The organism is Brevibacillus parabrevis, from assembly GCF_022701015.1.
GTDB lineage: Bacteria > Bacillota > Bacilli > Brevibacillales > Brevibacillaceae > Brevibacillus > Brevibacillus parabrevis.
In genome coordinates this window covers 5,083,766-5,107,727 of sequence record NZ_CP064090.1, presented here as the reverse complement: position 1 = coordinate 5,107,727, position 23,962 = coordinate 5,083,766, and the positions used below count along the sequence as shown (strand labels likewise).

Sequence of the window (23,962 nt, the reverse complement as noted above, 5' to 3'; positions counted from 1 at the left end):
AGAGATTTTACATATGCGTAAATAAGCTGCATGGACGCATGGGAGGGACTGCATATGGACTATACCACACTGGTCATTGCTGTCATTGAAGTGGTCGTTGGGATTGTCATCGGCACCTACTTCTGGAATTTGCTGCGAGCGCAGAGAAACACGAAAACTTCCACGGAAAAAGAATCGCGAAAAGATCTGGACTCGATTCGCAAAATGAGAATGATTGCATTGACGGAGCCTTTGTCGGAAAAAACACGTCCGGCTACTTTGGAAGAAATCGTCGGCCAAGAAGACGGACTGCGCGCTTTACGAGCCGCGCTGTGCGGGCCGAATCCGCAGCACGTCATCATTTACGGTCCGCCGGGAGTGGGCAAAACGGCTGCTGCCCGGGTCGTGCTGGAAGAAGCGAAGAAAAACCAACTGTCGCCTTTTAATGCAGACGCCAAGTTTATCGAGATTGACGCCACGATCGCCCGGTTTGACGAGCGCGGCATCGCCGACCCGCTCATCGGCTCTGTTCACGATCCGATTTACCAGGGGGCAGGTTCGCTCGGGCAGGCGGGTATCCCGCAACCGAAGCCGGGTGCTGTCACGAAAGCACATGGCGGGATGCTGTTCCTTGACGAGATCGGGGAGTTGCATCCTGTACAGATGAACAAACTGTTAAAAGTGCTCGAAGACCGCAAAGTCATGCTGGAAAGCGCTTATTACAGCGAGGAAAACAACCAGATTCCTTCGCATATTCATGATGTATTCAAGTATGGACTGCCAGCGGATTTCCGCTTGGTCGGGGCAACGACGCGGCTGCCGGATGAATTGCCAGCGGCTTTGCGCTCCCGTTGCCTGGAAATTTTCTTTCGCCCGTTGAAAGGGGCGGAAATCGGCAGCATCGTGCGCACAGCCGTTCCGAAAATGCATATGAACATTGATGAGGATGCGGTGTCCGTCATCGAGCGGTATGCCACCAACGGCCGCGAAGCGATCAATACATTGCAAATCGCCGCCGGAATTGCCTTGACCGAGGAACGCAAAAACATCATCGCGCAAGATGTGGAGTGGGTCGTGCACAGCAGCCAGAAGTCGCCGCGCCCTGAAAAACAGGTGCATGATACGCCACAAGTCGGTCTGGTGAACGGGCTTGCCGTTTACGGGCCGAACATGGGCAGCGTCATGGAGCTGGAAGTGACCGCTACGCCTGCTGCTGTGCCCGGACAAGGCCGGATGGCCATGACAGGGATGGCAGAGGAAGAGGAGATGGGCAGCCGCAGTCGCACCATCCGCAGGAAGTCGATGGCAAAAGGTTCGATTGAAAACGTCCTGACCGTCCTCAGCCGCATGGGTGTTCGCCCGTACGATTACGATCTGCACATCAATTTTCCGGGCGGTGTTCCGGTCGACGGGCCATCAGCGGGAATTACCATCGCGACCGCCATTTACTCCGCGATCACGGAAGTGCCGGTCGACAATTTGCTCGCCATGACTGGAGAGGTAAGCATTCACGGCAAAGTGAAGCCTGTCGGCGGAGTCGTCGCCAAAGTAGAGGCAGCCAAACAAGCGGGAGCCACACGCGTGTTGATCCCCGAGGAAAATTGGCAGAGCATTTTTGCCGACATGAAAGGCATTGAGGTCATTCCTGTCTCAACGGTGTCGCAAGTCATTGAACTGGCTGTGCCGCAAGTCGCTGTACAGGAGGAAGAAGCGCCTGGCTTTACGCTCCAGCTTCCGGCGGAGGATCTGGCTTCCTCGCCTATGACCCTGTAGCAGTCGCGTGCGCCCGCAGATTAGACATCGGATTGTGTTTGCGCTACAATGGTAAAAAGCTTCTGCTTGCAAAGAGCCCGGGGCCCTACCCGGCCTGTTACGGGCTCCCCAAATGGCGGGAAGATCAGTTTTTCTCGCGCTTGCTTTTGGGGTGATTCGGATATGCCGGGTGGGCAAAAAACGGCTTTGGGAGCCGTTTTTGTCTGTTATCAGGCTCTTGGTAAGAGGGATAGATCAACAAGGAGAGGTGCATCCGCTTGGGCGAACGTTCCGGTAAACGAGAATTACCGCTTCTCCCGTTGCGAGGATTGCTTGTGTATCCGACCATGGTACTCCACCTGGACGTTGGACGGGAAAAGTCCATCCGCGCGCTGGAGCAAGCCATGGTGGACGACAACAAGATTTTGCTTGCAACACAGGAAGAAGTCCACATAGAGGAGCCAGATGCAGAGCAAATCTACAGCATCGGTACCGTTGCGCGTGTCAAACAAATGCTGAAGCTGCCAAACGGCACAATCCGTGTATTGGTGGAAGGGCTGCAACGCGCGAAGATTGAGGAATATCTTCAACAGGAAGATTATTTCGTCGTGTCTATTACATACTTGCAAGAAGAAAAAACGGAGGAAAACGAAGTAGAAGCCTTGATGCGCTCGCTGTTAAACCATTTCGAGCAATACATCAAGCTTTCCAAAAAGGTTTCTCCCGAGACGCTGACATCCGTGACAGACATTGAAGAGCCAGGCCGACTGGCTGACGTGATTGCTTCCCATTTGCCGCTGAAAATGAAGGACAAACAGGAAATTTTGGAGACGGTCAACATCAAGGAGCGACTCGAAATTTTGCTGGATATCTTGAACAACGAGCGCGAGGTTCTGGAGCTGGAGCGCAAGATCGGCAACCGGGTGAAAAAGCAGATGGAGCGCACGCAAAAGGAATACTACTTGCGTGAGCAAATGAAAGCGATCCAGAAAGAACTGGGCGACAAGGACGGCCGTCAGGGAGAAGTGGATGAGCTGCGCTCGCAGTTGGAGAAGTCCGACGCTCCCGAGCGAATCAAGACCAAAATCGAAAAAGAGCTGGAGCGCCTGGAAAAAATGCCGGCGACTTCCGCAGAAGGCTCTGTCATTCGCACGTATATCGACACCCTTTTGGCGCTGCCATGGACGAAAACGACCGAGGACAATCTGGATATCCATCACGCGCAGGAAGTTCTGGACGAGGATCACTACGGACTGGAAAAGCCGAAAGAACGCGTGCTGGAGTATTTGGCTGTGCAAAAGCTGGTCAATTCCATGCGCGGGCCGATTCTCTGTCTGGTTGGACCTCCGGGGGTAGGGAAAACTTCCCTCGCCCGTTCGATCGCACGTGCACTGGAGCGCAACTTCGTGCGGATTTCGCTCGGAGGCGTGCGCGATGAAGCGGAAATTCGCGGTCATCGCCGCACGTATGTAGGTGCTCTGCCAGGGCGGATCATCCAGGGAATGAAGCAGGCTGGCACGATCAATCCGGTCTTTTTGCTCGATGAGATCGACAAGCTGGCATCCGATTTCCGCGGAGATCCTGCTTCCGCGCTTCTCGAAGTGCTGGACCCGAACCAGAACGACAAGTTCAGCGACCACTATATTGAAGAGACGTACGATCTGACGAATGTCATGTTCATCACGACGGCGAACAGTCTCGATACGATTCCGCGTCCGCTTCTCGACCGGATGGAGGTCATCTCGATCTCCGGCTACACCGAGCTGGAAAAGCTCAACATCATGCGCGGGTACTTGCTGCCCAAACAGATGGAGGAGCACGGTCTTGGCAAGGATAAGCTGCAAGTGCACGAAGATGCCATGCTGAAGCTCATCCGCCTGTATACGCGTGAAGCAGGCGTGCGCAACTTGAACCGGGAATCCGCCAATGTATGCCGCAAAGCAGCGAAGCTGATCGTCAGCGGAGAAAAGAAGCGTGTCGTGGTCACGGCCAAAACATTGGAGACGCTGCTCGGAAAACCGCGCTTCCGCTACGGATTGGCAGAGCAAAAAGACCAGATCGGCTCCGTAACAGGTCTTGCCTGGACACAGGCAGGCGGGGATACGTTGAACGTAGAGGTCAGCATTTTGCCTGGAAAAGGCAAGCTCACCCTGACCGGAAAACTCGGCGATGTGATGAAGGAATCGGCGCAGGCTGCGTTCAGCTACATTCGCTCGCGCGCGGACCAGTGGGGAATTGATCCGGCCTTCCATGAGAAGAACGACATTCACATTCACGTTCCAGAAGGCGCGATTCCGAAAGACGGTCCGTCCGCAGGGATTACGATGGCGACCGCGCTTGTCTCGGCTCTGACCCAGGTTCCTGTGAAAAAAGAAGTGGGCATGACCGGGGAAATCACGCTCCGCGGCAAAGTGCTGCCGATTGGCGGCCTGAAAGAAAAGTGCATGTCAGCCCATCGCGCTGGCTTGACGACGATTATTTTGCCAAAAGACAACGAGAAAGACATTGAAGATATTCCGGAGAGCGTGCGAAAAGAACTGACTTTTTATCCGGTCGAGCACCTGGATGAAGTATTGCGCCACGCTCTGACCAAACAGCCGACAGCAGGTGACAAAGCATGAAAGTAACATCATCCGAGTTCGTCATCAGCGCTGTCGGACCGAAACAATACCCGGAGGACGGCCTGCACGAGATTGCGCTGGTAGGCCGCTCCAACGTGGGCAAGTCTTCCTTGCTCAACAAAATGATGAACCGCAAAGGGCTTGCCCGCATCAGCTCGCGGCCCGGCAAGACCCAGACGCTGAACTACTTCCGCGTCAATCAGATGCTCTATTTCGTCGATTTCCCCGGCTACGGCTACGCCAAGGTCGCGAAGACGATCAAGGAACAATGGGGAAAAATGATCGAAGGCTACCTGAAAAACCGCGAACAGCTGCGGTTTGTCATCCAGCTGGTTGACATTCGCCACGCACCGTCCAAGGACGACGTGGCGATGTACGACTGGTGCAAACAGATCGGCATTCCTACAGTGATCGTGGCGACCAAGGGCGACAAAATTGCCCGTGGACGCTGGCTGCAACATACAAAAATCATTCGTCAGACTTTGAACATGCGTGGCGGCGATACGATCATCGTGTTTTCTTCGGAAACAGGACAAGGCAAAGATGAGCTGTGGGGAGAAATCATGCGCCGTCTGCGCGAAAGCAACGAGTCTGCACAGGAAGCGGGAGCAGCAGCTTCGGTTCCGGCAGCGACCTCAAGCGAGTCAGAGTAAGGGAAGAGAAAAAGTCCAAGACCCAATCCGCAACTGGGAAGGGGAGGCATTCTTGTGAGCAAACTGGCTTGCTTTGCCGTACGCGGTGTGATCGAAGGCTTCTACGGAACGCCCTGGACGCATGCAGAGCGGCTGGACATGATTGATTTTTTGCATCGGCACGATTACAATGCCTATTTCTACTCGCCAAAAGACGATCTGTTTTTGCGGGAGCGCTGGATGGAGCCGCACCCGACAGAAGCGATGCGTCAGCTGGACGAACTGATTGACAGCACAAGGCAGCGCCAGATGCAGTTCGTCTACTGTTTAAGCCCCGGCCTTAGCATGGAATATGCGAATCCGGCCCATATCAAGCAGCTTGTTCAAAAATATCGGACGATGTACGACAAAGGCGTCCGGTATTTTTCCTTGTTGTTTGACGACATTCCCATGCACTTGCTGCATGAGCAAGACATTGCGCAGTTCGCTCACCTGGCAGACGCTCACGTGCAAACGGCCAGCCGGGTATGGGAGATGATGCAAGGATGGGGCGAGCCGGTCAGGCTGTTTGTGTGTCCAACCCAGTACAACGGGATTGGCAAAGAGCCATATATCCAGCATCTCGGCCAGCATTTGTCCGAAGAGATGGATTTGTTCTGGACGGGACGCTTCGTCTGTTCTCCGTACTTGACAGATGGGGATGCTGTACGCTTTGCCGAGTACACGCGCCACAAGCCGTTTTACTGGGACAACTACCCGGTGAACGATCTGGCTATGGCAAACGAGTTGCACATTGGCCCTTTGCGCCATCGCGACCCTGACTTGTGGCAACACGCTTCGGGTTATGTGGCGAATGCGATGTCGCTGCCGGAGTGTTCCAAGATTCCGTTGATGACGACGGCTGCGTATTTGCGCGATCCGTACGGCTACGATCCGCACATCGCCTGGAAACAGGCGGTGGCAGAAGTAGCGGGTGATGCCGATGCCGATGCTTTTTTCGCGTTTGCCGATAATGTGCAAAGCTCGTTTTTGTGTGAAGTCGAGTCGCCGCGTCTGCTCGAAGCGTTTCTGTCCTTTCGCTTTCAGTTTTTGCAGGGGGATCGGAACAAAGCAGTCTCTGAGCTGAACTTGCTTTTCCGCGAGATGGAGCAGACCGCCCACCAGCTGCTGGGAGGAATGAGCAACTACAAGCTCGCGAAGGAAGCGCGGCCGTGGATTGAAAAATACCGCCATTGGGCAAAAGTGGGGCAATCGGCTGTCGCCTTGATCGACCACGGAACGAGCGGCCGAGTGCCGCATGCGGCTTTCCACCTGATGCGGCTGCGGCAGTGGCTCAAGCGGACGGAGCGATTGCCGCAAAAGGTGTGCGGGCAAGTCATGCAGCTGTTTGTCGATGCCATTTTGCAGGAAGTGAAAAAAAGCTCCTGACGCGCGATCCAGGCGTGTCGGAGCTTGTTGGCCGCAAGCGGTCAGAGCCAATTTCATGGAAAAAGGTTCCTTTTCCAGCGGGGAGAAGGAACCTTTTTTCTGTCATTTTTGCCACTCAGTCAGGCCGATTCGCGGCCTGCTTTTGTTTTGTCTTTTCGCTCGCGAGCTTGCTGGAGCCATTGGGCGATCGGCAGCTCTGCCAGGATCATTCCGGTAAAAATCATCAAGCAGCCAGTCAGCTGTCGTCCGTTCAATACTTCATGAATGAAGATGTACGAAGTAAGGGCGGCAAACACAGGCTCAAGGGCGAAAATGAGTGCCACTCGCGTCGAGCTGGTTTGCTTTTGCAAAGCCGTCTGGGCCAAAAAGGCAAGCGCGGTCGCAAAGATCGACGTCACGATCAGGCCCATTGCCACTTCGGGGATGAACAAGATCGCCGGATCAAACGCACGGCTCCAGTCTTCGAAGAAAAAAGCGTAGAGCCAGCTCATGACCGCGACGGTGCCCAGTTGAACGATGGCGAGCGGCAAGGCCGAGAAGTGTGGCGCGTACTTTCCGGTAAAAACGATCTGCATGGCGAAGCAAATCGCACAGCCGAACACGAGCGCATCACCCAGGTTGAACGAAAACTCCTGATTTTGGGTCAGCAAATACAAGCCTGCTGCTGCGAGAATCACGCCAATGACGGCGACAACCTTGATTCTGTCGCGCAAAAGCAAAAAAGAGAACAGCGGCACGAGCACGACAGACAAGCCTGTAATAAATCCGGCTTTGGAAGGCGTCGTGTAAAGCAGGCCGACTGTTTGCAGAGCGTAGCCAAGACAGAGCCAGAAGCCGAGAATGATGCCAGCGCGAATGATCGGACCGCGGAACTCGGTAAGCTGGCGACGATTGCGAATCAATAGAATGACGAGCAAAAACAGAGCGGCTACTGTGAAGCGCACAGCATTGAACGTGTTGGGGGGCAGTGAGGCGATCGCCTGCTGTACGATTAAAAATGTGGTTCCCCAGACCAAAGCGATAAGAAGCAGCGTTATGTCTGCCATCCATGGTTTTCTCAATGCTTCTTTTCTCTCCTCCCGGCTTGTTTACGAAATTTTATATTTATAGACGTATAGCCAGCATCATACGGTATCGGCAATGGGATTTCAAGCGGATTTATGCGCCATTTGTCGCTTTTTGCCGCGGTTTGCACCCTAGCGATTCGACTCTATGAGCGCCCAAAAGTGCGTTCAGTTAATAAACTTTTCACAATTACTCATGTCCGTTTACGGGCATAATGTTATAATAATAGTGCATTTTACATATGGCGTATGCAAGTATGTCATTCTGGGAGGACATTATGGATATTCTTTTGCTGGGCTTAAATTATAAAACGGCACCTGTCGAAGTTCGCGAAAAGTTTACATTCAGCGATGATGGGACTGTGCGCGCTCTTCATCTTCTCTCCCAGACGAAGAGTATTGCAGAATGTGTCATCTTGGGGACATGCAACCGTACGGAAATTTACGTCGTTTGCGATCAGGCGAATATCGGCCGGGACTATTCGCGTCGTTTTTTGGCGGAATGGTTCGGTGTGGAAAAAGAACGATTCAAGGATCACCTCTATATAAAAGAGAACGAACAGGCAATCGACCATCTGTTTAGAGTGTCTGCTGGTCTTGATTCGATGGTGATGGGAGAGACGCAAATTCTCGGTCAGGTGCGCGATGCCTTTTTGATGGCGCAAGAGCAGAAAACGACGGGAACCGTGTTCAACACGCTGTTCAAGCAAGCGATTACGTTCGCGAAGCGTGCCCATACGGAGACGGCTATCGGACAAAACGCCGTTTCGGTCAGCTATGCGGCGGTTGAACTGGGCAAAAAAATATTCGGCTCTTTCGCCGGGAAGTCCGTCCTGATTGTCGGAGCGGGCAAAATGAGCGAGCTGACTGCCAAACATTTGCACGCCAACGGTTCCGAACGCGTCACGGTAGCAAACCGCACGCTGGAGAGAGCGCAGCTTTTGGCGGAAAAATTCAAAGGGGATTCCTGTACGATGGAGCAGTTGCCTGAGGCGCTGCTCACCGCAGACATCGTCATCAGCTCGACGGGAGCGACCGGGTACGTCCTCGGCAAGCAAGATTTGGCGCCGATCATGAAGCAGCGAAAGCACCGCCCGCTGTTCATGGTGGATATTGCGGTTCCCCGTGACCTGAACCCTGATCTGCACGATCTGGATAACGTCTTTTTGTACGATATCGATGATCTGGAAGGCATCGTCGCAAGCAACGTCGCAGAGCGCTCGCGGGAAGCGGAGCGACTGGAGGCTATGATCGAAGAGGAAATCATGGCGTTTACCGCCTGGTACCAGACGCTCGGGGTAGCGCCGCTGATCGCTGCCCTGCGTGAAAAAACGCTCACCATTCAAGGCGAAGCGATGCGCAAGATTGAAAACAAGCTGCCAAACTTGACGGAGCGCGAGATGCACATCATCCGCAAGACGACAAAAGGGATCGTCAATCAGCTAATGCATGATCCGGTTGTCCGTCTGAAGGAGATGGCAGCTACCAAATCCGGAGAAGAAGTGCTGGACATTTTCACCAAGATGTTTGCTCTGGAAGAAATCCTGGAACGCAAAGAGCAGGAGGCGATCTGGGCAGACGATAAAACAAAACAACCAGCAGCTCGTGAAAAGGTATTGGCTTCCCGCCTGCCGGACTAACAACCTTCTTTGCAAAAACGATACTGCCATCGATAGAAACCGATAGGGAAAGAGGGGAGAGAGTGCATGGCCGAGGTGAGATGGATCTACGACCTGACGATCTTTCTCTACGCTGCAAGTGTTCTCTTCTATTTTAACGACTTCTTGCAAAGCAACCGGAAAGTCAATCGTTTGGCTTTCGGGTTGCTTATTGTCGTTTGGGCCTTGCAAACCGCTTTTTTTGTGTCGCAAACGGTGATGAAAGCTTATTTTCCTGTCATTACACTGTTTGAGACGCTGTTTTTTTACTCATGGGTGCTGGTAAGTCTGTCGCTTGCCATTCACTATTTTTTTCGCATTGATTTACTGGTTTTTTTTACAAATATCATCGGATTTGTCGTCCTGGTCATGTCGATGTTTTTGCCAGAGACGCCCATCGTCGCTGTATCCAGTGTGCTGACCTCTGAGCTTCTGTTGACACATGTGACGCTGGCGATGTTCAGCTACGGAGCTTTCTCGCTGTCGATGATCTTTTCAGCGATGTACCTGTTGCAGCATAAGATGCTCAAGGAGCGCCGCTGGACTCCGCTTTTGCGCAGATTGCCCAGTCTCGATCAATTGGAGGGCTACGCTTACCGGATGAATATGCTCGGTGTGCCGATGCTGCTGCTCTCGATTGTGCTGGGGATCATTTGGGGAAAAATGGTACTGCCGGAGAAATTTTTGCTGGATTCCAAAGTCGTGCTCTCTTTGCTCGTCTTGGCCAGCTATTCGTTCTGGCTGTACAAGCGATTTCGCGATACGATGCAAATGCGCAGGATGGCGCAATGGAACGTCTTGGCGTTTTTGCTTTTGCTCATCAATTTCTTAGGAATCACGACATCTACATTTCACAGCTGGTGGTAGCGGCTGTTCATCAAGGAGGCTGTCATGGGAAAATGGAAAGTGGGTACGCGGCGCAGCAAGCTGGCGCTCACCCAGACGAAGTGGGTTGTAGCGAAACTGCAGGAAATCGCGCCGGAAGCTGATTTTGAACTGCATGAGATTGTGACAAAAGGCGACCGGATTCTCGATGTTACTCTGTCCAAGGTGGGCGGAAAAGGCTTGTTCGTCAAAGAAATTGAACAGTCTTTGTACGACAAGGAAACGGATTTGGCGGTGCACAGCTTGAAGGACATGCCAGCCGAATTGCCGGAAGGACTCGTGATCGGGGCGATTCCGAAGCGCGTTGACCCGCGGGACGTTCTGCTTTCCCTGGATGGAAAAACGCTTGATGAGCTGCGGGAGGGGGCGCTGGTCGGAACCAGCAGTCTGCGCCGCAGTGCGCAAATTCTCGCGCATCGCCCGGACATTCAGATCGAGTCGCTGCGTGGAAACATTGATACGCGCATCCGCAAGCTGGAAGAAGGCAACTTCGATGCGATCATTTTGGCGGCAGCGGGTCTGGAACGCGTCCAGTATGCGGGAAACATTTCGCAATATTTGCCCGTGGAAATCAGCCTGCCAGCTGTCGGACAGGGTGCGCTCGCCATCGAATGCCGCGCAGATGATGAAGAGACGCTGGCCCTGTTGAAACAGCTTGATGATGAGCCTACGCGTCTGGCTGTTACAGCCGAGCGCAGCTTCCTGCACAAGCTGCAAGGCGGCTGTCAAGTTCCGATCGGGGCGTATGCGACCGTGGATGAGGCGAAGCAGATCACTTTGACAGGCATGGTCGGCTCGCCGGATGGAAAACAGCTGTTCAAAAACACGGCGACAGGCACGGATGCGCTGGCGCTCGGCGTTCAGGTGGCGGAAGCGCTGCTCGCGCAAGGAGCGGGCGAGGTGCTCGCACAAGTTTTGCGGGAGAACCAGGAATGACAGCCGTCGGATCGCGCGGGCCGCTGACAGGCAAGCAGATCATGGTGACGCGCGCCAAAAGCCAGGTTCAGGAGCTGGTGGACAAAATCGAACATTTGGGCGGAGAGGCTTATGCCTTTCCGCTTCTGAAAATGATCCCGCCTGCGGACAATGCGAGGCTGGATGAAGCCATCGCCGAGTTGTCCAGCTATGAGTGGGTCATTTTTACGAGTGTCAATGGCGTGCGTTTTTTTCTGGATCGGATGCAGCAGCTGGAAGTCGGTCTTCAAGCATTCGCAGGGAGGATTGCCGCAGTCGGTCCCAAGACGGCTCAGGCTCTGACCAGCCACGGTCTTGAGGTTGCCGTGATCCCTTCCGACTACGTAGCCGAGGGATTGCTCGCCAGTTTGCACGAACAGCTCCGCCCAGGCCAGCGTGTTTTGCTGCCGCGAGCGGACATTGCCCGCAAAGAGCTGCCAGCCGAATTGAAAGAACGGGGGCTTGCGGTGACAGAGGTGGACGTTTATCATACGGTCATCGACGCATCGCTTGCGCCGGAAGCGGCAAAAGAGTTGCAGCAAGGTCGCATTGATGTCATCTTGTTTACCAGCTCGTCTACCGTGACTCACTTCATCCAGGCGATGTCGCCTTATGCGACGCCAGGCTGGCTCGATCAGGTGCGGATTGCCTGCATCGGTCCGATCACAGCGGATACAGCCAGACAGAACGGGCTTGTTGTCGACGTGGTCGCGAGCGAGTACACGGTGGATGGACTGTTAGAAGCTTTACTAGAGAATCTGGGAGGGAATTGACATGGCACTTACATTTGACCGTCATCGCCGTCTGCGCCAAAGCGCGGCTATGCGCAATCTGGTACGAGAAAATCACATTCACCTGGAAGATCTGATTTATCCTTTGTTTGTCGTGGAAGGAACCGGCATCAAAAATGAAATTGCTTCGATGCCAGGCGTGTACCAGTTCTCCCTGGATGTTTTGGCGGAAGAAATGAAAGAGATTGTGGCGCTGGGAATCCAGTCCGTGCTGATGTTCGGGGTGCCTGAGCACAAAGACGCTTGCGGGACAGAGGCGTACAACGACGATGCGGTTACGCAACAAGCCATCCGTCAGATCAAGGAAGCCCACCCGGAAATGATCGTGATTGCCGATACGTGCCTGTGTGAGTACACGGACCACGGTCATTGCGGCGTCATTCACAATGGCGAAGTCGTCAACGACGAGACGCTTGAGCTATTGGCAAAAACAGCGGTATCCCAGGCAAAAGCGGGCGCTGACATCATCGCTCCTTCCAACATGATGGACGGATTTGTCGTTGCGATCCGCGAAGCTTTGGATGAAGCTGGCTTCTCCCATATTCCGATCATGTCCTACGCAGTGAAATACGCTTCTGCCTTCTACGGCCCATTCCGCGATGCTGCTGGTTCGACACCGCAATTCGGCGATCGCAAAAGCTACCAGATGGACGCGGCAAACGCACGGGAAGGGCTGCGGGAAGCGGCTTCTGATGTAAAAGAAGGGGCAGACTTTTTGATCGTGAAGCCAGGTCTGGCTTTCATGGACATGGTGCTGCGCCTGCGCGAGAACTTCAACCTGCCGATCGTCGCCTACAACGTGAGTGCCGAATACTCCATGGTCAAAGCGGCAGCCCTCAACGGCTGGATTGATGAAGAGCGCATCGTAATGGAGGCGCTGCTTGGCTTCAAACGGGCTGGTGCAGACTTGATTATTACGTATCATGCCAAAGATGTAGCAAAATGGCTGGCGAGGTGAGCAAAAGATGATGAGAGAAAAATCGACTCAGTTGTTTACAGAAGCACAGCATTACATACCTGGTGGAGTGAACAGCCCGGTGCGGGCGTTCAAAAGTGTGGGCGGCAATCCTGTCTACATTGAAAAAGGGGAAGGCTCCCGCATTTTTGATGTGGACGGCAACAGCTACATCGACTATATCGGCTCGTGGGGACCGCTGATTCTCGGTCATGCGCATCCGCGCGTGCTGGCGGCGATTACGGAAGTCGCTGCGCTCGGAACCAGCTTCGGTGCTCCGACAGAGCGCGAAACCGAGATGGCGAAGCTCGTATGTGAGCTGGTTCCATCCGTGGAAGTTGTGCGCATGGTCAACTCGGGTACAGAAGCGACGATGAGCGCTCTGCGTCTCGCCCGCGGCTACACGAAGCGCAACAAAATCATGAAGTTCGAAGGCTGTTACCACGGCCATGCCGACAGTCTGCTGATCAAAGCCGGTTCTGGCGTAGCGACGCTCGGTTTGCCGGATAGTCCGGGCGTGCCAGAAGGAACCGCTGTGAATACAATCACAGTGCCATACAACGATTTGGACAGCGTCAAGCTCGCTTTCGAGCATTTTGGCGACGATCTGGCTGCGGTCATTGTCGAGCCAATCGGAGGCAACATGGGCGTAGTGCCGCCACAGCCCGGTTTTTTGGAGGGGCTGCGTGAAATCACCAAGCAATACGGCGCGTTGCTCATTTTCGATGAAGTCATGACAGGCTTCCGTGTAGCGCTTGGCGGCGCTCAACAACTGTACGGCATCACGCCTGACCTGACCACGATGGGCAAAGTCATCGGCGGCGGTCTTCCGGTGGGAGCGTACGGCGGCAAACGGGAAATCATGCAGCAGATTGCCCCGGCAGGACCGATCTATCAGGCGGGAACGCTGTCCGGCAACCCGCTGGCGATGGCGGCAGGCTTGACTACCTTGCAAGAGCTGAGCAAGCCAGGTGCTTACGAGTATTTGGAAAAGCTGTCTGCGCGACTGGGTGAGGGACTGGCAGAAAATGCGCGCAAGCTGGGTATCCCGCACACGCTCAACCGGGTTGGCTCCATGGTATGCCTATTCTTTACCGATACGCCAGTCATCAACTACGAGACGGCGAAAACAGCTGATTTGGACCGCTTCTCGGCTTACTTCAGCTATTTGCTGGAAGAAGGCGTCATGATCCCGCCGTCCCAGTTTGAAGGGATGTTCGTTTCCTTGGCACATACGGAAGAGGACATTGAACGGACGATTGAAGCGAGCTACCGCGCTATGAAAAAGGCGCTGGAAGCTGAATAAACAAGAGAGAGACACCTTCTGCAACTGCGCAGGAGGTGTTTTTTTAGTTTTTTTGTAAAGATCGGCTGGAAGAAGCAGGATATTGCCACAACGGATGAGAATACGAGGGGAGCAAAAAAGAGCGAGGTGGAGTCATGGAAGGAACAATTGTACAGGTGCCAGAAAAACACGTGGTAGGACTCAGCTTTTCCGGCTCGTTTTCCATGTTGATCGAGCACATGCCCAAGCTGTGGGAAACGTTTTTGCAGCGACAAGGGGAGATTCCGCTTATGGTGCAGCCCGACGTGCGCTATGACATCAGTGACGAGAACCAGACGTACCAAATGTATACCGAGTATATCGTGGTAGAGGTAGAAGGCTTTGAAAAAATTCCTCCTGGCATGGTCGGGTTCACGCTTCCAGCCAGAACGTACGCCCGCTTCACCCATGCAGGACCGATGGAGACGGTGCAGGACACGTACCGTCAGTTGTTTGGCTGGCTTGACGCACACGGCCACCAGGTCGATCCGCAAGCTTTGCGCATGGAACGGTACGACCAGCGCTTCATTCCTTCCGTGCATCCCCGGCAAAGAGCGGAGAACACGTACGAAATTTTCATTCCGCTCCGCTAAGCGACAAGGGAACAACACCTCTTTTTGCTTTTTGGCGAGGAGATGTTCCTTTTGATTTCACCATTCTGCACCCAAATTCGTATACTGTTAAAAAACAGGGACGAGGTGTACAGGTGGTGAGATTGAGATGGCGTTATCGGAAGCGCCTGCGTAAACGGTACGGCCGGCTGATCTGGAAGGTCAAAAGCCGCAAAGGACGCAAGGGATACTTCAAATCGACCGTATATCGGCATCATCGCAAAAATTACCGCATTCTCGTAGCAAACGAGTACATCGCCGCGCATTTGGCGAAAAGCCTCGGGGTGCCTGTCGCAAAAGTGATGCAAGCCCATGTGCGCGGGCCAAACGGCCGGATCAAGCGTGGAATTATTTCCATCAAGGGCAAAGGCAGCAAGGTGATCCACTGGAAAAAAGTCAAAAAGAAATGGCTGAAAAAACCGCACAAGCATATCAAAGGCGCCAAAAAGCTGGCGCGGCTCGTCGCTTTTGACGCCTGGATTCTCAACCCGGATCGCTCCAACCGCAACCTGATTCTGCACAAGAAAAAGTCGTGGAAGAAGTACAAATGGTACGGAATCGATCATGGGATTTCCTTATTTGGTAATCCTACTAAATGGAATCTGCGCCGCGCCAGGAAAAAGTTTTCCTGCAAAAAAGCCTACAAGTTTTGCCTGCATTCCGGCGAAAAGAAAAAACAGCGCATTCCCAAAGGGCTGAAGCGCTTTACCCGCGACAACCGCAAGCAACTGGAAAAAATGGTCAAGAAAATCCAGTCCTTGCCCAAAGGAAAGCTCAAAAAAGCGATTCGCCGAGTACCGAAGGGCTTGTTGACCCGGGCAGAAAAACGGTTTATCGAAAAAGTGCTGCTGTGCCGTCGCAAGCATTTGAAAAAGGCATTGAAGCGGATTTCCAAGCATTTCGGGTAGCGTTGGAGTGCTTGACCCATCTAGTAAATGAAGTGGAACAGATGGCCTGGAGGAGGCTGTTTTTTCAAGCGTTGCAGTCAGCGCTGGCAACTGGCACGCGGGCAGGCTGAACCAATCACCAAGGAGCGATGCACATGCGAAAAGAAATTCAACTGACAAACGGAGTCAAGCTCGCCTATGTAGAGGAGGGGGCAGGGGAAACAGTCGTCTTGCTACATGGCTTCTGCGGCAGCTCGCGCTACTGGGACAAGCTGATCCCGTTGTTGTCCCGCACTCACCGTGTATTGGCTGTTGATTTGCGGGGACACGGCCACAGCGCTGCTCCGGACGAGCCTTATTCCATGGAACGGTTTGCCGAGGACATCGCGCTTTGGGCGGAAGCAACAGGGCTTGCGAAATTCCATCTGTTCGGCCATTCGCTCGGCGGCTATGTGACACTCGCTTTTGCCGAAAAGCACGCGGACAAGCTGGCAAGCTTCGGGCTGCTTCACTCCACGCCGTTCCCGGATGACGAGGCGGCCAAGGCGAATCGCAACAAAGGAGCCGACAGCATTCGCGAAAACGGGATGGAGCCGTTTATCAAAGCGCTTGTGCCCAAGCTGTTTGCACCTGATCACGTCGCTTCACTCACGCAAGAGGTCCAAACCGCAAAAGACATCGGGTTCGCCACCAGTCCGGTTGGCGCGATTCAAACGCTTTATGCGATGCGAGATCGCCCGGACCGCAATCGCGTTTTGCAAGAGACAGCGCTGCCTGTGCTTTTGGTTGCAGGGGCAAAAGACCAGATCATTCCGGTAGAAAAAACGTTCACTGTGGAACGAAGTCATGTGGTTCATAGGTTGTTGCCTGATGCCGGACACATGGGGATGCTGGAAGTGCCGGAGCAACTGTCAGAAGCCATAGCCGATTTTGTCGGAAAAAACAGCAAATCTGCACCATCAGCCTAGCAAATTTTGCTATAATGGAAGCGTTATCCTATCTTTTTGCATACATAGATGAGAGGGGAATTTCCTATGAAAAAAGCACGTCGCATTACCATGATGGCGTTTGCATCGGTTGTCTTCGCATCGTTGCTGTCGTCCTCCGCACTCGCAGCTCCACTGCATCCTGTCAAACACGTGGACTGGATGGTGAAAAAAGCGATCGTAACAGCAGGGCAAAACGGCGACCTGGCTCTGGATCGTACCGTAACGCTCGCTGAGGCAACCGTTGTATTCGCCAAACTCAAAGGCGCTCAAATCGGTGCGGCAGCAAAAGGCGCGCACTGGGCAACTCCTTACCTGGACTGGGCAAAAGGCCAAGGGGCAGTATCCCAGGACGACTTCAAAAATCCGACTCAAGTGGTCACTTCTGCAAAACTGACGCAAATGGCTGAAAAGCTGGGCTACAAAGTCGCTTTCGGAAACAAGGCGAACGTGACGCGCGGAGAGTTTTTCCAGGCGTTGGGTGACGCTGCGACGACACACGTAACCATCGCTCACACAAACGATACGCACGGACACATTCAGGAAGACAAAAGCCAAAAAGAATTTGGCTTCGCTAAAATCGCCACCTTGCTGAAAGAATGGCGTGCGGAAAACAACAACTTCCTTTTGCTGGATGCAGGTGATACGTTCCAAGGAACCGTATTCGTCAACCAGTTCAAGGGCGAATCCGTCGTTCCAATCCTGAACAGCCTCGACTACAATGTGATGGCAGCGGGCAACCACGAGTTTGACTTCGGCTACGAGCAATTGCTGAAACTGCGCGACATGCTGGAACATCCGGTCATTTCCGCGAACGTATTCAAAGCGGATGGCAAAGAGCTGTTGCTGCCAACCTTCAAGGCTGAAATCGGCGGCAAAAAATTCGCGTTTGTCGGCTTTGTGGCTGAAGACACTCCTGTTTTGACTCACCCTGACAACGTGAAGGGTCTGACCTTCAAGAACCCGGTTGAAGTGGCAAAAGCAGTTGTGCCGCAACTGAAAAAAGAAGTCGATCACGTCATCGTCGTCTCCCATATCGGGGTAGATGTGGACCGCGAAATTGCGAAAAACGTTCCTGGCATCGACCTGATCGTCGGCGGCCACTCCCATACGCCACTGAAAGAGCCTGAGCTGGTCAACGGCACATACATCGTTCAGGACTGGGAATACGGCAAGTCTTTGGGACGCGCTGACCTGTACTACCTGGGCAAAGAGCTGGTTGCATTCAGCGGCGGCTTGAAAGAATACGATGAAACTGTCGTTGCCGATCCGGAAGTTGACAAAATGGTTCAGGAAATTGTGAAGAAAATTGATTCCGTCATGAATGTGGTCATTGCAAAATCCGAGGTTCCGCTGGACGGCGACCGCACGCTTGTACGCGCGAAGGAAACCAACGTAGGTAACCTGATTACCGATATCATGCTGGAGCGCACGAAGTCGATCAAAGGACATGAAGCGGATGTAGCGCTGGCAAACGGCGGCGGTATCCGTACACAGCTTCCGGCTGGAGACATTACAAAGAAAAACCTGTACACGCTGCTCCCATTTGAAAACAACACACTGTCTGTTGTGGAAGTGACGGGAGAAGAGCTGAAGCAGGCGCTGGAAAACGGCGTGAGCCAAGTGGGCACAGGAGCAGGACGCTTCCCGCAAATCAGCGGCATGAGCTTTACTTACAACCCGACAAAACCGGTTGGCGAGCGCGTCCTGGAAGTGAAGGTAGGCGACAAGCCGCTTGACCTGACCAAAACTTACAAAGTAGCGACCATCGACTTCCTGGCAGCTGGAGGCGATGGCTACGAGTCCTTTAAAAAGCCGTTCTTCAACACAGGCTTGTCCATGTACAGCATCGTGGAAGAAGGATTGATGAAGCGCAAAGTGGTCAATCCGAAAGTAGAAGGACGTATTGTCGAAGTAAAATAAAGGTTGTGACGGATCAGACAGGGAAGATGTTCACTTCCCTGTCTTTTCTATCATAAAGTACCTTGCAATATACAGTAGCAATTTGGTAAGCTTTGACATGGGTGATGGACAATGAACGTACAGTTTAAAAAAGGTGTCCTGGAGCTGTGTGTTCTCGTGTTGACCGCCAAACGCGACAGATACGGATATGAACTGGTCGCGAGCATCTCCGAGAAGTTTCATATTGCGGAAGGGACCGTCTACCCTTTGCTGCGCCGATTGACCCTGGAGGGCTTTTTTGAAACCTATCTGACAGAATCGCAAGAAGGGCCGCCACGAAAATATTATCGGCTGACCGAGCAGGGAAGACGCTACATGAATGATCTCGTGCTGGAGTGGCGCATATTCAACCGCGGGGTCAACGAAATGATAGAGGAGGGACTGGGGTATGACAAGACGTGAGTTTATGGATGAGCTGGGCGCGTTGCTTGGCGATTTGCCTGACAAAGAGCGTCTGGACATCCTGGCTGATTATACCGAACATTTTTTGATCGGGATCAAGCAAGGAAAAAGTGAGCACGAAATTGCGGAAAGCCTGGGCAGCCCAAAAACGATTGCCAGAGAGCTTTTGGCCGGCTACCGGATTGATCAGGCGCAGTCCAACGCATCGGTAAGCAATATGTCCAGAGCCATTCTCGCCACGATCAGTCTGGGCTTTTTCAATCTGCTGTTTGTCCTCGGGCCGTTTTTTGGCTTGATCGGCGTGCTGATCGCCTGCTATGCCGTCTCCTTCTCGCTTTTGGTGGCACCGTTTGGCATTTTGATGGAATACGGGTATCCCGAACCGTCGCAGGAACGGCTCTTGCTCTTGTTTGGCAGCCTTGTATCGGTCGGACTGGGAGGAATGCTCACGGTAGGCTTGCTGCGCTTCACCAAGTGGATTTACAGCATGTTCCTAAAGTATCTGCAATTTAACGTGCAGATGATCAGGGGGAAATAAGATGAAAAATTGGGGAAAAAAGCTGTTCGGCATCAGCTTTCTGCTGTTTATCATCGGGGTGTGCGGGCTTGTTTGGCTGTTTTCCAAGCAAGAATATTTCGCCTTCTCGCTAAAAAAAGTCGAGCAGCAGCAAACGATTGAGCAAGATTTCAAGGCAGTGGATGTGAGCACAGGAACCGCAGATTTGGTCATTACGCCGGCAAAAGTAGAGAAAGCGACTGTGCGGCTCGTCGGAGAAGTTGCCGAGATGCAAAAAGATCGCCTGCAATTTACGAGCGAAGTAAGGCCGGACGGGACGCTTGTGGTGTACGTTCAGGAAAAGCTGCGCGTGAGCCTTTTCTATATAGGCAACGACGACTTGAAGCTGGAAGTGACGCTGCCGGAAAAGCAGTATGAGAGCATTCGCTTGAAAACCGACACAGGCAATATCACCAGCGGGGCGTTGACTGCGAGAAAAGCCGACATCGCGTCTCACACGGGTGATTTGGAGTTGAACGGCTTCGCGGGTGAGCGGCTGGACATACAGACCGACACGGGGGATATGCAGCTTGCCGGAATCCGCGCCGCTGTAACGATCGACACGGCCACAGGAGACATCGACAAGCTGATTTTGCCTGAGTTGACGCAAAATACGACAATTCGGACCGATACGGGCGATGTGCGGATGGAAGTGGAAAAGCAGCCGGAAAAGGCGCAACTGGAACTTTCCACAGATACGGGAACGATCGAGGCTGGCTGGCAAGGGATGTCCTACGAGGAAAAAGACAGGTATTACATGAAAGGAACGCTCGGAACAGCGGGGCCGAAGGTGTATGTCAAGACTTCTACGGGAGATATCCGCATTCAATAGAAGAAGTTTGGCAACAATGGTGGATAGGATTGGAAAGCGCGAAACGAAAAGATTTTGACACAAAAGAGTCATTACTTGTCGAATGCCCAGTGGTATCATATTGATGGGACAGATTATTGTGCAAAGAGAGGATTATTCATGACTTCAAAACCATTTAACGATACGTTTTTGAAAGCATGCCGCGGGGAGGCGACAGAGCATGTCCCTGTCTGGTACATGCGCCAGGCGGGACGATACCAGCCCGAATACCGCGCAATTCGCGCGAAGTATACCTTTTTTGAGATGAATTACATACCGGAAGTGTGCGCAGAAGTGACACGCCTGCCTGTAGACCAGTTGGGCGTAGATGCCGCCATTTTGTTCGCGGACATCATGACCCCGCTAAAACCGATTGGTGTCGACGTGAACATCGAGTCGGGAATTGGCCCGGTGATTGCCAATCCGATTGAGTCATTGGCGGATGTGCAGCGCCTGCTCGACCTGGAGCCGGAAACGCACGTGCCGTATATTTTGGAATCGATCAAGCTGTTGCGCGAGCAGTTGTCTGTTCCGCTGATCGGTTTTGCGGGAGCGCCGTTCACCCTTGCCAGCTACATGATCGAGGGCGGCCCTTCCAAGCATTACCACAAGACCAAAGCTTTCATGTACACGGAACCAGCAGCTTGGCAGGCGCTGATGGAGAAGCTCGGCGACTTGACGATCACGTACCTGAAGGCGCAAATCAAGGCCGGGGCGCAAGCGGTTCAAGTGTTTGACTCATGGGTAGGCGCGTTGAACGACGAAGATTATCGCGAGTACATAACGCCTGTCATGACCCGGATTTTTCAAGCGCTGAAAGAAACAGGAGTGCCGACCATCTACTTCGGAATCGGTGCGGGTCATCTTTTGCTGGATTGGAACCGCTTGCCTGTGGATGTCGTCGGTCTGGACTGGCGCACTTCCATCACGACAGCGCGCAATATGGGTGTGACCAAAACGCTCCAGGGCAACCTCGACCCGACGCTGCTGCTTGCTCCTTGGGAGAAGCTCGAAGCAAAAGCGAAAGAGATTCTCGACGAAGGTACAAAACAGCCAGGTTTCATTTTCAATCTGGGGCACGGTGTATTCCCTGACGCCAAGGTAGAAACGCTGCAAAAATTGACCGCGTTCATTCATAGCTACAAACGGGACGTGTGACCAGGAGGGGTTGGAAATGTCGAAGCCAAAAACAGGGCTTTTGCTGATGGCGTATGGAACGCCGCGCAGCCCTGAGCAAATCGAACCATACTACACGCACATTCGCCGCGGCCGCAAACCGCCGCAAGAACTGCTTGACGACTTGAGAGCCCGCTATGAGGCGGTAGATGGGCTGAACCGTTTTGCGGATATTACGGACGAGCAGGTGCGAGCGCTGACTGCGGAACTGAACAAGCGTTATCCCGATCGGGAGTTTGTCGGATACTTGGGGTTGAAGCATATTGCCCCGTTCATCGAGGATGCTGTCGAGCAGATGAAGCGAGACGGTATTGAAGAGGCGGTAAGTCTGGTTCTCGCTCCGCATTACTCCAGCTACAGCGTAAAAGAGTACAACGGCAGAGCGCAGGAGCATTCCGAATCGATCCAGGGCCCGAAAATCGAGAGCATCGAGAGCTGGTATTTGGAACCGGGCTTCATTGAATACTGGGCGAAAGCGATTGCGGGTACGTTTGCCTCGATGCCGGAAGAAGAACGCGGACAAGCCGTCGTCATCTTCTCTGCCCACAGTCTCCCGGAAAAAATCTTGAAGTCTGGCGATCCTTATCCGCAGCAACTGGAGGATACAGCCAAGCTGATTGCCGAGCAGGCCGGAATTTCCCGCTATGCTATCGGCTGGCAGAGTGCGGGCAACACGCCAGAGCCGTGGCTTGGGCCAGACGTTCAAGATTTGACGAGAGACTTGTACAAAGAGCACGGCTACCAGTCGTTCGTCTATTGTCCGGTCGGGTTCGTAGCCGAGCACCTCGAAGTGTTGTTTGACAATGATATGGAATGCAAGGCAGTAACGGAAGAGCTGGGTGTTCACTACCATCGCCCTCCGATGCCTAACGCCAGACCTGCGTTTATTTCCTGTCTGGCTGATGCGATCGGGAAAAAGCTGGCGAACTAGGGGATTGATCACATGAGCGAGAAATCTTATCATGTAACGATTGTTGGCGGCGGCATCACCGGATTGACCGCTGCTTTTTACTTGCAAAAAGAGATCGAAGCAAAAGGGCTGCCGATTTCCTATCAGCTGCTCGAACAGCAGGATCACCTGGGCGGAAAGATCAAGACGTGGCGGCACGAAGGCTTTGTCATCGAGCTGGGACCGGATTCGTTTTTGGAGCGGAAAACGAGCGCAGGCGAGCTGGCAGCCGATTTGGGGCTTGCGCATGAACTGGTGCGCAACAGCACCGGACAGGCTTACATTTGGCACAAAAATCGCTTGCAGCCGATTCCGGAAGGCGCCGTGATGGGGGTGCCGACCAAGCTGATGCCGTTTGTGACGACAGACCTGATCTCGTGGCCAGGCAAAATCCGCGCAGCAGCCGACTTGATTTTGCCTGCCTCCAAAGGCGATGCGGATATTTCCGTAGGCGAATTTTTCCGGCGCAGGCTGGGGGATGAAGTGATCGACAACCTCATTTCTCCGCTTCTGTCAGGCGTCTACTCCGGGGATCTCGACCACCTCAGCTTGCTGGCGAGCTTTCCGCAGTTCGCGCAAATGGAAAAGCAGCACCGCAGCCTGATTCTCGCGATGAAGCATTCGCGCCCGCAGTCGAAAGCACCTGGCAAGCCAAAAGGCATTTTCCTGACGCTTGCGAACGGATTGCAATCGTTGGTGGAAGGCATTGAAAAAAGCTTGCCTAGTGAAGTGTTGCTGAAAGGCACAGGGGTCACCAAGCTGGAAAAACGGCCAGACGGCAAGTATGCGCTCGCTTTGACAAACGGTCAGCTGCTTGAGACGGACGCCGTTTTGTTCACCGTACCCCACGCTGTCTCGGAGCCTTTGCTGCGGCCTTTTGCCAATGTTGCGACACTGGAGAACGCCAAGCCGCACATGGTAGCGACGATTGCCATGGCTTTTCCGGAGAGCGGGATCGAGCTGGGGATGGAAGGGACAGGCTTCATCGTGCCGCGCCACTCCGGTGCGACGATTACGGCGTGTACGTGGGCGCATCGGAAATGGCCGCACATGGTGCCGAACAACAAGGCGCTCTTGAGAAGCTTCGTCGGGCGAGCGACAGAGCAAGCCTTTATGCAGATGACCGACGAAGAGATTCTGGAAGTTGTGCTGCGCGATTTGCGCAAGATCATGACCATCCGTCAAGAGCCGGAGTTTTACAGTGTCACCCGTCTGCAAAACGCGATTCCATATGTAGTCGGACATCAGGCGTGGGTGCGGGACGTGAAACAAAAGCTGAAAGCCAGCCTGCCGGGGGTCATGGTGGCAGGGGCATCCTACGACGGTGTAGGTGTGCCGGATTGTATTGCCCAAGGAAAAAAAGCCATATTGGAATGGATCGCATCTGTGCAACCGGGGAGCTAACCCCGGTTTTTCCTTTTTTCGGTGCTAAACGGCTCGTCCTGTCCATATAGTATAGGGAAATGTCCTGCACTCGGTCGATCGGATGCCTGTACAACTCGTATCGACCTTGGCGCATCAAAGGCATCGCCCAAAAAAA

Annotated in this window: 21 protein-coding genes; 20 read left to right on the top strand and 1 reads right to left on the bottom strand. The window is 53.5% G+C overall.

From position 1 onward, the window contains the following. The first annotated feature begins 54 nt into the window (after positions 1–54). The 4 genes from lonB (at position 55) to IRJ17_RS23515 (ending at position 6,412) form a co-directional block, all read left to right on the top strand. Positions 55–1,752, top strand: a complete 1,698-nt coding sequence (gene lonB / locus IRJ17_RS23530) for an ATP-dependent protease LonB (protein WP_122964265.1) — start codon at positions 55–57, stop codon at positions 1,750–1,752. A gap of 257 nt (positions 1,753–2,009) precedes the next feature. Continuing rightward, positions 2,010–4,352: an endopeptidase La gene (gene lon / locus IRJ17_RS23525; RefSeq protein ID WP_122964264.1), complete on the top strand. Its 2,343-nt coding sequence runs from the start codon at positions 2,010–2,012 to the stop codon at positions 4,350–4,352. Further along, complete coding sequence (gene yihA, locus IRJ17_RS23520; RefSeq protein WP_122964263.1) at positions 4,349–5,005, top strand: ribosome biogenesis GTP-binding protein YihA/YsxC; 657 nt, start codon at positions 4,349–4,351, stop codon at positions 5,003–5,005. The genes lon and yihA overlap by 4 nt, the downstream gene beginning before the upstream one ends. Before the next feature lie 54 nt (positions 5,006–5,059). After that, the gene (locus tag IRJ17_RS23515) at positions 5,060–6,412 is read left to right on the top strand and encodes a protein O-GlcNAcase (RefSeq protein WP_242772039.1); all 1,353 of its coding nucleotides are present in this window, start codon (positions 5,060–5,062) and stop codon (positions 6,410–6,412) included. 119 nt (positions 6,413–6,531) lie between these two features. Here IRJ17_RS23515 and IRJ17_RS23510 read toward each other — a convergent pair whose 3' ends face one another. Next, entirely contained in the window at positions 6,532–7,473 is a 942-nt protein-coding gene (locus tag IRJ17_RS23510; protein WP_305852251.1) for a DMT family transporter, read from the bottom strand. Positions 7,474–7,754: 281 nt separating this feature from the next. Here IRJ17_RS23510 and hemA point away from each other — a divergent pair, with 281 nt between their 5' ends. The 16 genes from hemA (at position 7,755) to hemY (ending at position 23,826) form a co-directional block, all read left to right on the top strand. Further along, positions 7,755–9,116 (top strand): glutamyl-tRNA reductase, encoded by a 1,362-nt coding sequence (gene hemA, locus IRJ17_RS23505; protein WP_122964260.1) that lies wholly within the window; start codon positions 7,755–7,757, stop codon positions 9,114–9,116. A gap of 66 nt (positions 9,117–9,182) precedes the next feature. After that, complete coding sequence (locus tag IRJ17_RS23500; protein ID WP_063230139.1) at positions 9,183–10,001, top strand: cytochrome C assembly family protein; 819 nt, start codon at positions 9,183–9,185, stop codon at positions 9,999–10,001. Between the two features lie 24 nt (positions 10,002–10,025). Next, the gene (gene hemC / locus IRJ17_RS23495; protein WP_122964259.1) at positions 10,026–10,955 is read left to right on the top strand and encodes a hydroxymethylbilane synthase; all 930 of its coding nucleotides are present in this window, start codon (positions 10,026–10,028) and stop codon (positions 10,953–10,955) included. Continuing rightward, positions 10,952–11,746 carry a uroporphyrinogen-III synthase gene (locus tag IRJ17_RS23490; RefSeq protein WP_242772036.1) on the top strand — a complete coding sequence of 265 codons (795 nt, stop codon included), beginning with the start codon at positions 10,952–10,954 and terminating at the stop codon, positions 11,744–11,746. The genes hemC and IRJ17_RS23490 overlap by 4 nt, the downstream gene beginning before the upstream one ends. 1 nt (position 11,747) lies before the next feature. Then, a complete protein-coding gene (gene hemB, locus IRJ17_RS23485; protein ID WP_063230142.1) occupies positions 11,748–12,722 on the top strand; it encodes a porphobilinogen synthase in 975 nt (324 codons plus the stop codon). 7 nt (positions 12,723–12,729) lie between these two features. Beyond that, entirely contained in the window at positions 12,730–14,025 is a 1,296-nt protein-coding gene (gene hemL, locus IRJ17_RS23480; protein ID WP_242772034.1) for a glutamate-1-semialdehyde 2,1-aminomutase, read from the top strand. A 134-nt stretch (positions 14,026–14,159) separates the two neighbouring features. Further along, positions 14,160–14,636, top strand: a complete 477-nt coding sequence (locus tag IRJ17_RS23475; protein WP_122964256.1) for a GyrI-like domain-containing protein — start codon at positions 14,160–14,162, stop codon at positions 14,634–14,636. A gap of 116 nt (positions 14,637–14,752) precedes the next feature. Then, complete coding sequence (locus IRJ17_RS23470; protein ID WP_229049887.1) at positions 14,753–15,562, top strand: HipA family kinase; 810 nt, start codon at positions 14,753–14,755, stop codon at positions 15,560–15,562. Positions 15,563–15,696: 134 nt separating this feature from the next. Then, positions 15,697–16,509: an alpha/beta fold hydrolase gene (locus tag IRJ17_RS23465; protein ID WP_173597480.1), complete on the top strand. Its 813-nt coding sequence runs from the start codon at positions 15,697–15,699 to the stop codon at positions 16,507–16,509. Positions 16,510–16,575: 66 nt separating this feature from the next. After that, positions 16,576–18,450, top strand: coding sequence for a bifunctional metallophosphatase/5'-nucleotidase (locus IRJ17_RS23460; RefSeq protein ID WP_242772032.1), 1,875 nt, complete (start codon positions 16,576–16,578; stop codon positions 18,448–18,450). Between the two features lie 111 nt (positions 18,451–18,561). Further along, positions 18,562–18,891 (top strand): PadR family transcriptional regulator, encoded by a 330-nt coding sequence (locus tag IRJ17_RS23455; protein WP_122964252.1) that lies wholly within the window; start codon positions 18,562–18,564, stop codon positions 18,889–18,891. Beyond that, positions 18,878–19,429: an HAAS signaling domain-containing protein gene (locus IRJ17_RS23450; RefSeq protein WP_122964251.1), complete on the top strand. Its 552-nt coding sequence runs from the start codon at positions 18,878–18,880 to the stop codon at positions 19,427–19,429. The genes IRJ17_RS23455 and IRJ17_RS23450 overlap by 14 nt, the downstream gene beginning before the upstream one ends. Before the next feature lies 1 nt (position 19,430). Next, the gene (locus IRJ17_RS23445) at positions 19,431–20,279 is read left to right on the top strand and encodes a DUF4097 family beta strand repeat-containing protein (protein WP_122964250.1); all 849 of its coding nucleotides are present in this window, start codon (positions 19,431–19,433) and stop codon (positions 20,277–20,279) included. Between the two features lie 138 nt (positions 20,280–20,417). Further along, entirely contained in the window at positions 20,418–21,455 is a 1,038-nt protein-coding gene (hemE, locus tag IRJ17_RS23440) for a uroporphyrinogen decarboxylase (RefSeq protein WP_122964249.1), read from the top strand. 16 nt (positions 21,456–21,471) lie between these two features. Beyond that, positions 21,472–22,404, top strand: a complete 933-nt coding sequence (gene hemH / locus IRJ17_RS23435; protein ID WP_122964248.1) for a ferrochelatase — start codon at positions 21,472–21,474, stop codon at positions 22,402–22,404. A gap of 12 nt (positions 22,405–22,416) precedes the next feature. Next, positions 22,417–23,826, top strand: a complete 1,410-nt coding sequence (gene hemY / locus IRJ17_RS23430; RefSeq protein ID WP_173597479.1) for a protoporphyrinogen oxidase — start codon at positions 22,417–22,419, stop codon at positions 23,824–23,826. Positions 23,827–23,962 lie beyond the last annotated feature (136 nt).

Coding starts and splice junctions, on each gene's coding strand:
- hemB (WP_063230142.1), top strand. CDS start 11,748: ATGGCACTTACATTTGACCGTCATCGCCGTCTGCGCCAAAGCGCGGCT.
- hemL (WP_242772034.1), top strand. CDS start 12,730: ATGATGAGAGAAAAATCGACTCAGTTGTTTACAGAAGCACAGCATTAC.
- IRJ17_RS23460 (WP_242772032.1), top strand. CDS start 16,576: ATGAAAAAAGCACGTCGCATTACCATGATGGCGTTTGCATCGGTTGTC.
- IRJ17_RS23455 (WP_122964252.1), top strand. CDS start 18,562: ATGAACGTACAGTTTAAAAAAGGTGTCCTGGAGCTGTGTGTTCTCGTG.
- IRJ17_RS23465 (WP_173597480.1), top strand. CDS start 15,697: ATGCGAAAAGAAATTCAACTGACAAACGGAGTCAAGCTCGCCTATGTA.
- lonB (WP_122964265.1), top strand. CDS start 55: ATGGACTATACCACACTGGTCATTGCTGTCATTGAAGTGGTCGTTGGG.
- yihA (WP_122964263.1), top strand. CDS start 4,349: ATGAAAGTAACATCATCCGAGTTCGTCATCAGCGCTGTCGGACCGAAA.
- hemC (WP_122964259.1), top strand. CDS start 10,026: ATGGGAAAATGGAAAGTGGGTACGCGGCGCAGCAAGCTGGCGCTCACC.
- IRJ17_RS23500 (WP_063230139.1), top strand. CDS start 9,183: ATGGCCGAGGTGAGATGGATCTACGACCTGACGATCTTTCTCTACGCT.
- IRJ17_RS23490 (WP_242772036.1), top strand. CDS start 10,952: ATGACAGCCGTCGGATCGCGCGGGCCGCTGACAGGCAAGCAGATCATG.
- hemA (WP_122964260.1), top strand. CDS start 7,755: ATGGATATTCTTTTGCTGGGCTTAAATTATAAAACGGCACCTGTCGAA.
- IRJ17_RS23445 (WP_122964250.1), top strand. CDS start 19,431: ATGAAAAATTGGGGAAAAAAGCTGTTCGGCATCAGCTTTCTGCTGTTT.
- IRJ17_RS23450 (WP_122964251.1), top strand. CDS start 18,878: ATGACAAGACGTGAGTTTATGGATGAGCTGGGCGCGTTGCTTGGCGAT.
- hemY (WP_173597479.1), top strand. CDS start 22,417: ATGAGCGAGAAATCTTATCATGTAACGATTGTTGGCGGCGGCATCACC.
- hemE (WP_122964249.1), top strand. CDS start 20,418: ATGACTTCAAAACCATTTAACGATACGTTTTTGAAAGCATGCCGCGGG.
- IRJ17_RS23475 (WP_122964256.1), top strand. CDS start 14,160: ATGGAAGGAACAATTGTACAGGTGCCAGAAAAACACGTGGTAGGACTC.
- hemH (WP_122964248.1), top strand. CDS start 21,472: ATGTCGAAGCCAAAAACAGGGCTTTTGCTGATGGCGTATGGAACGCCG.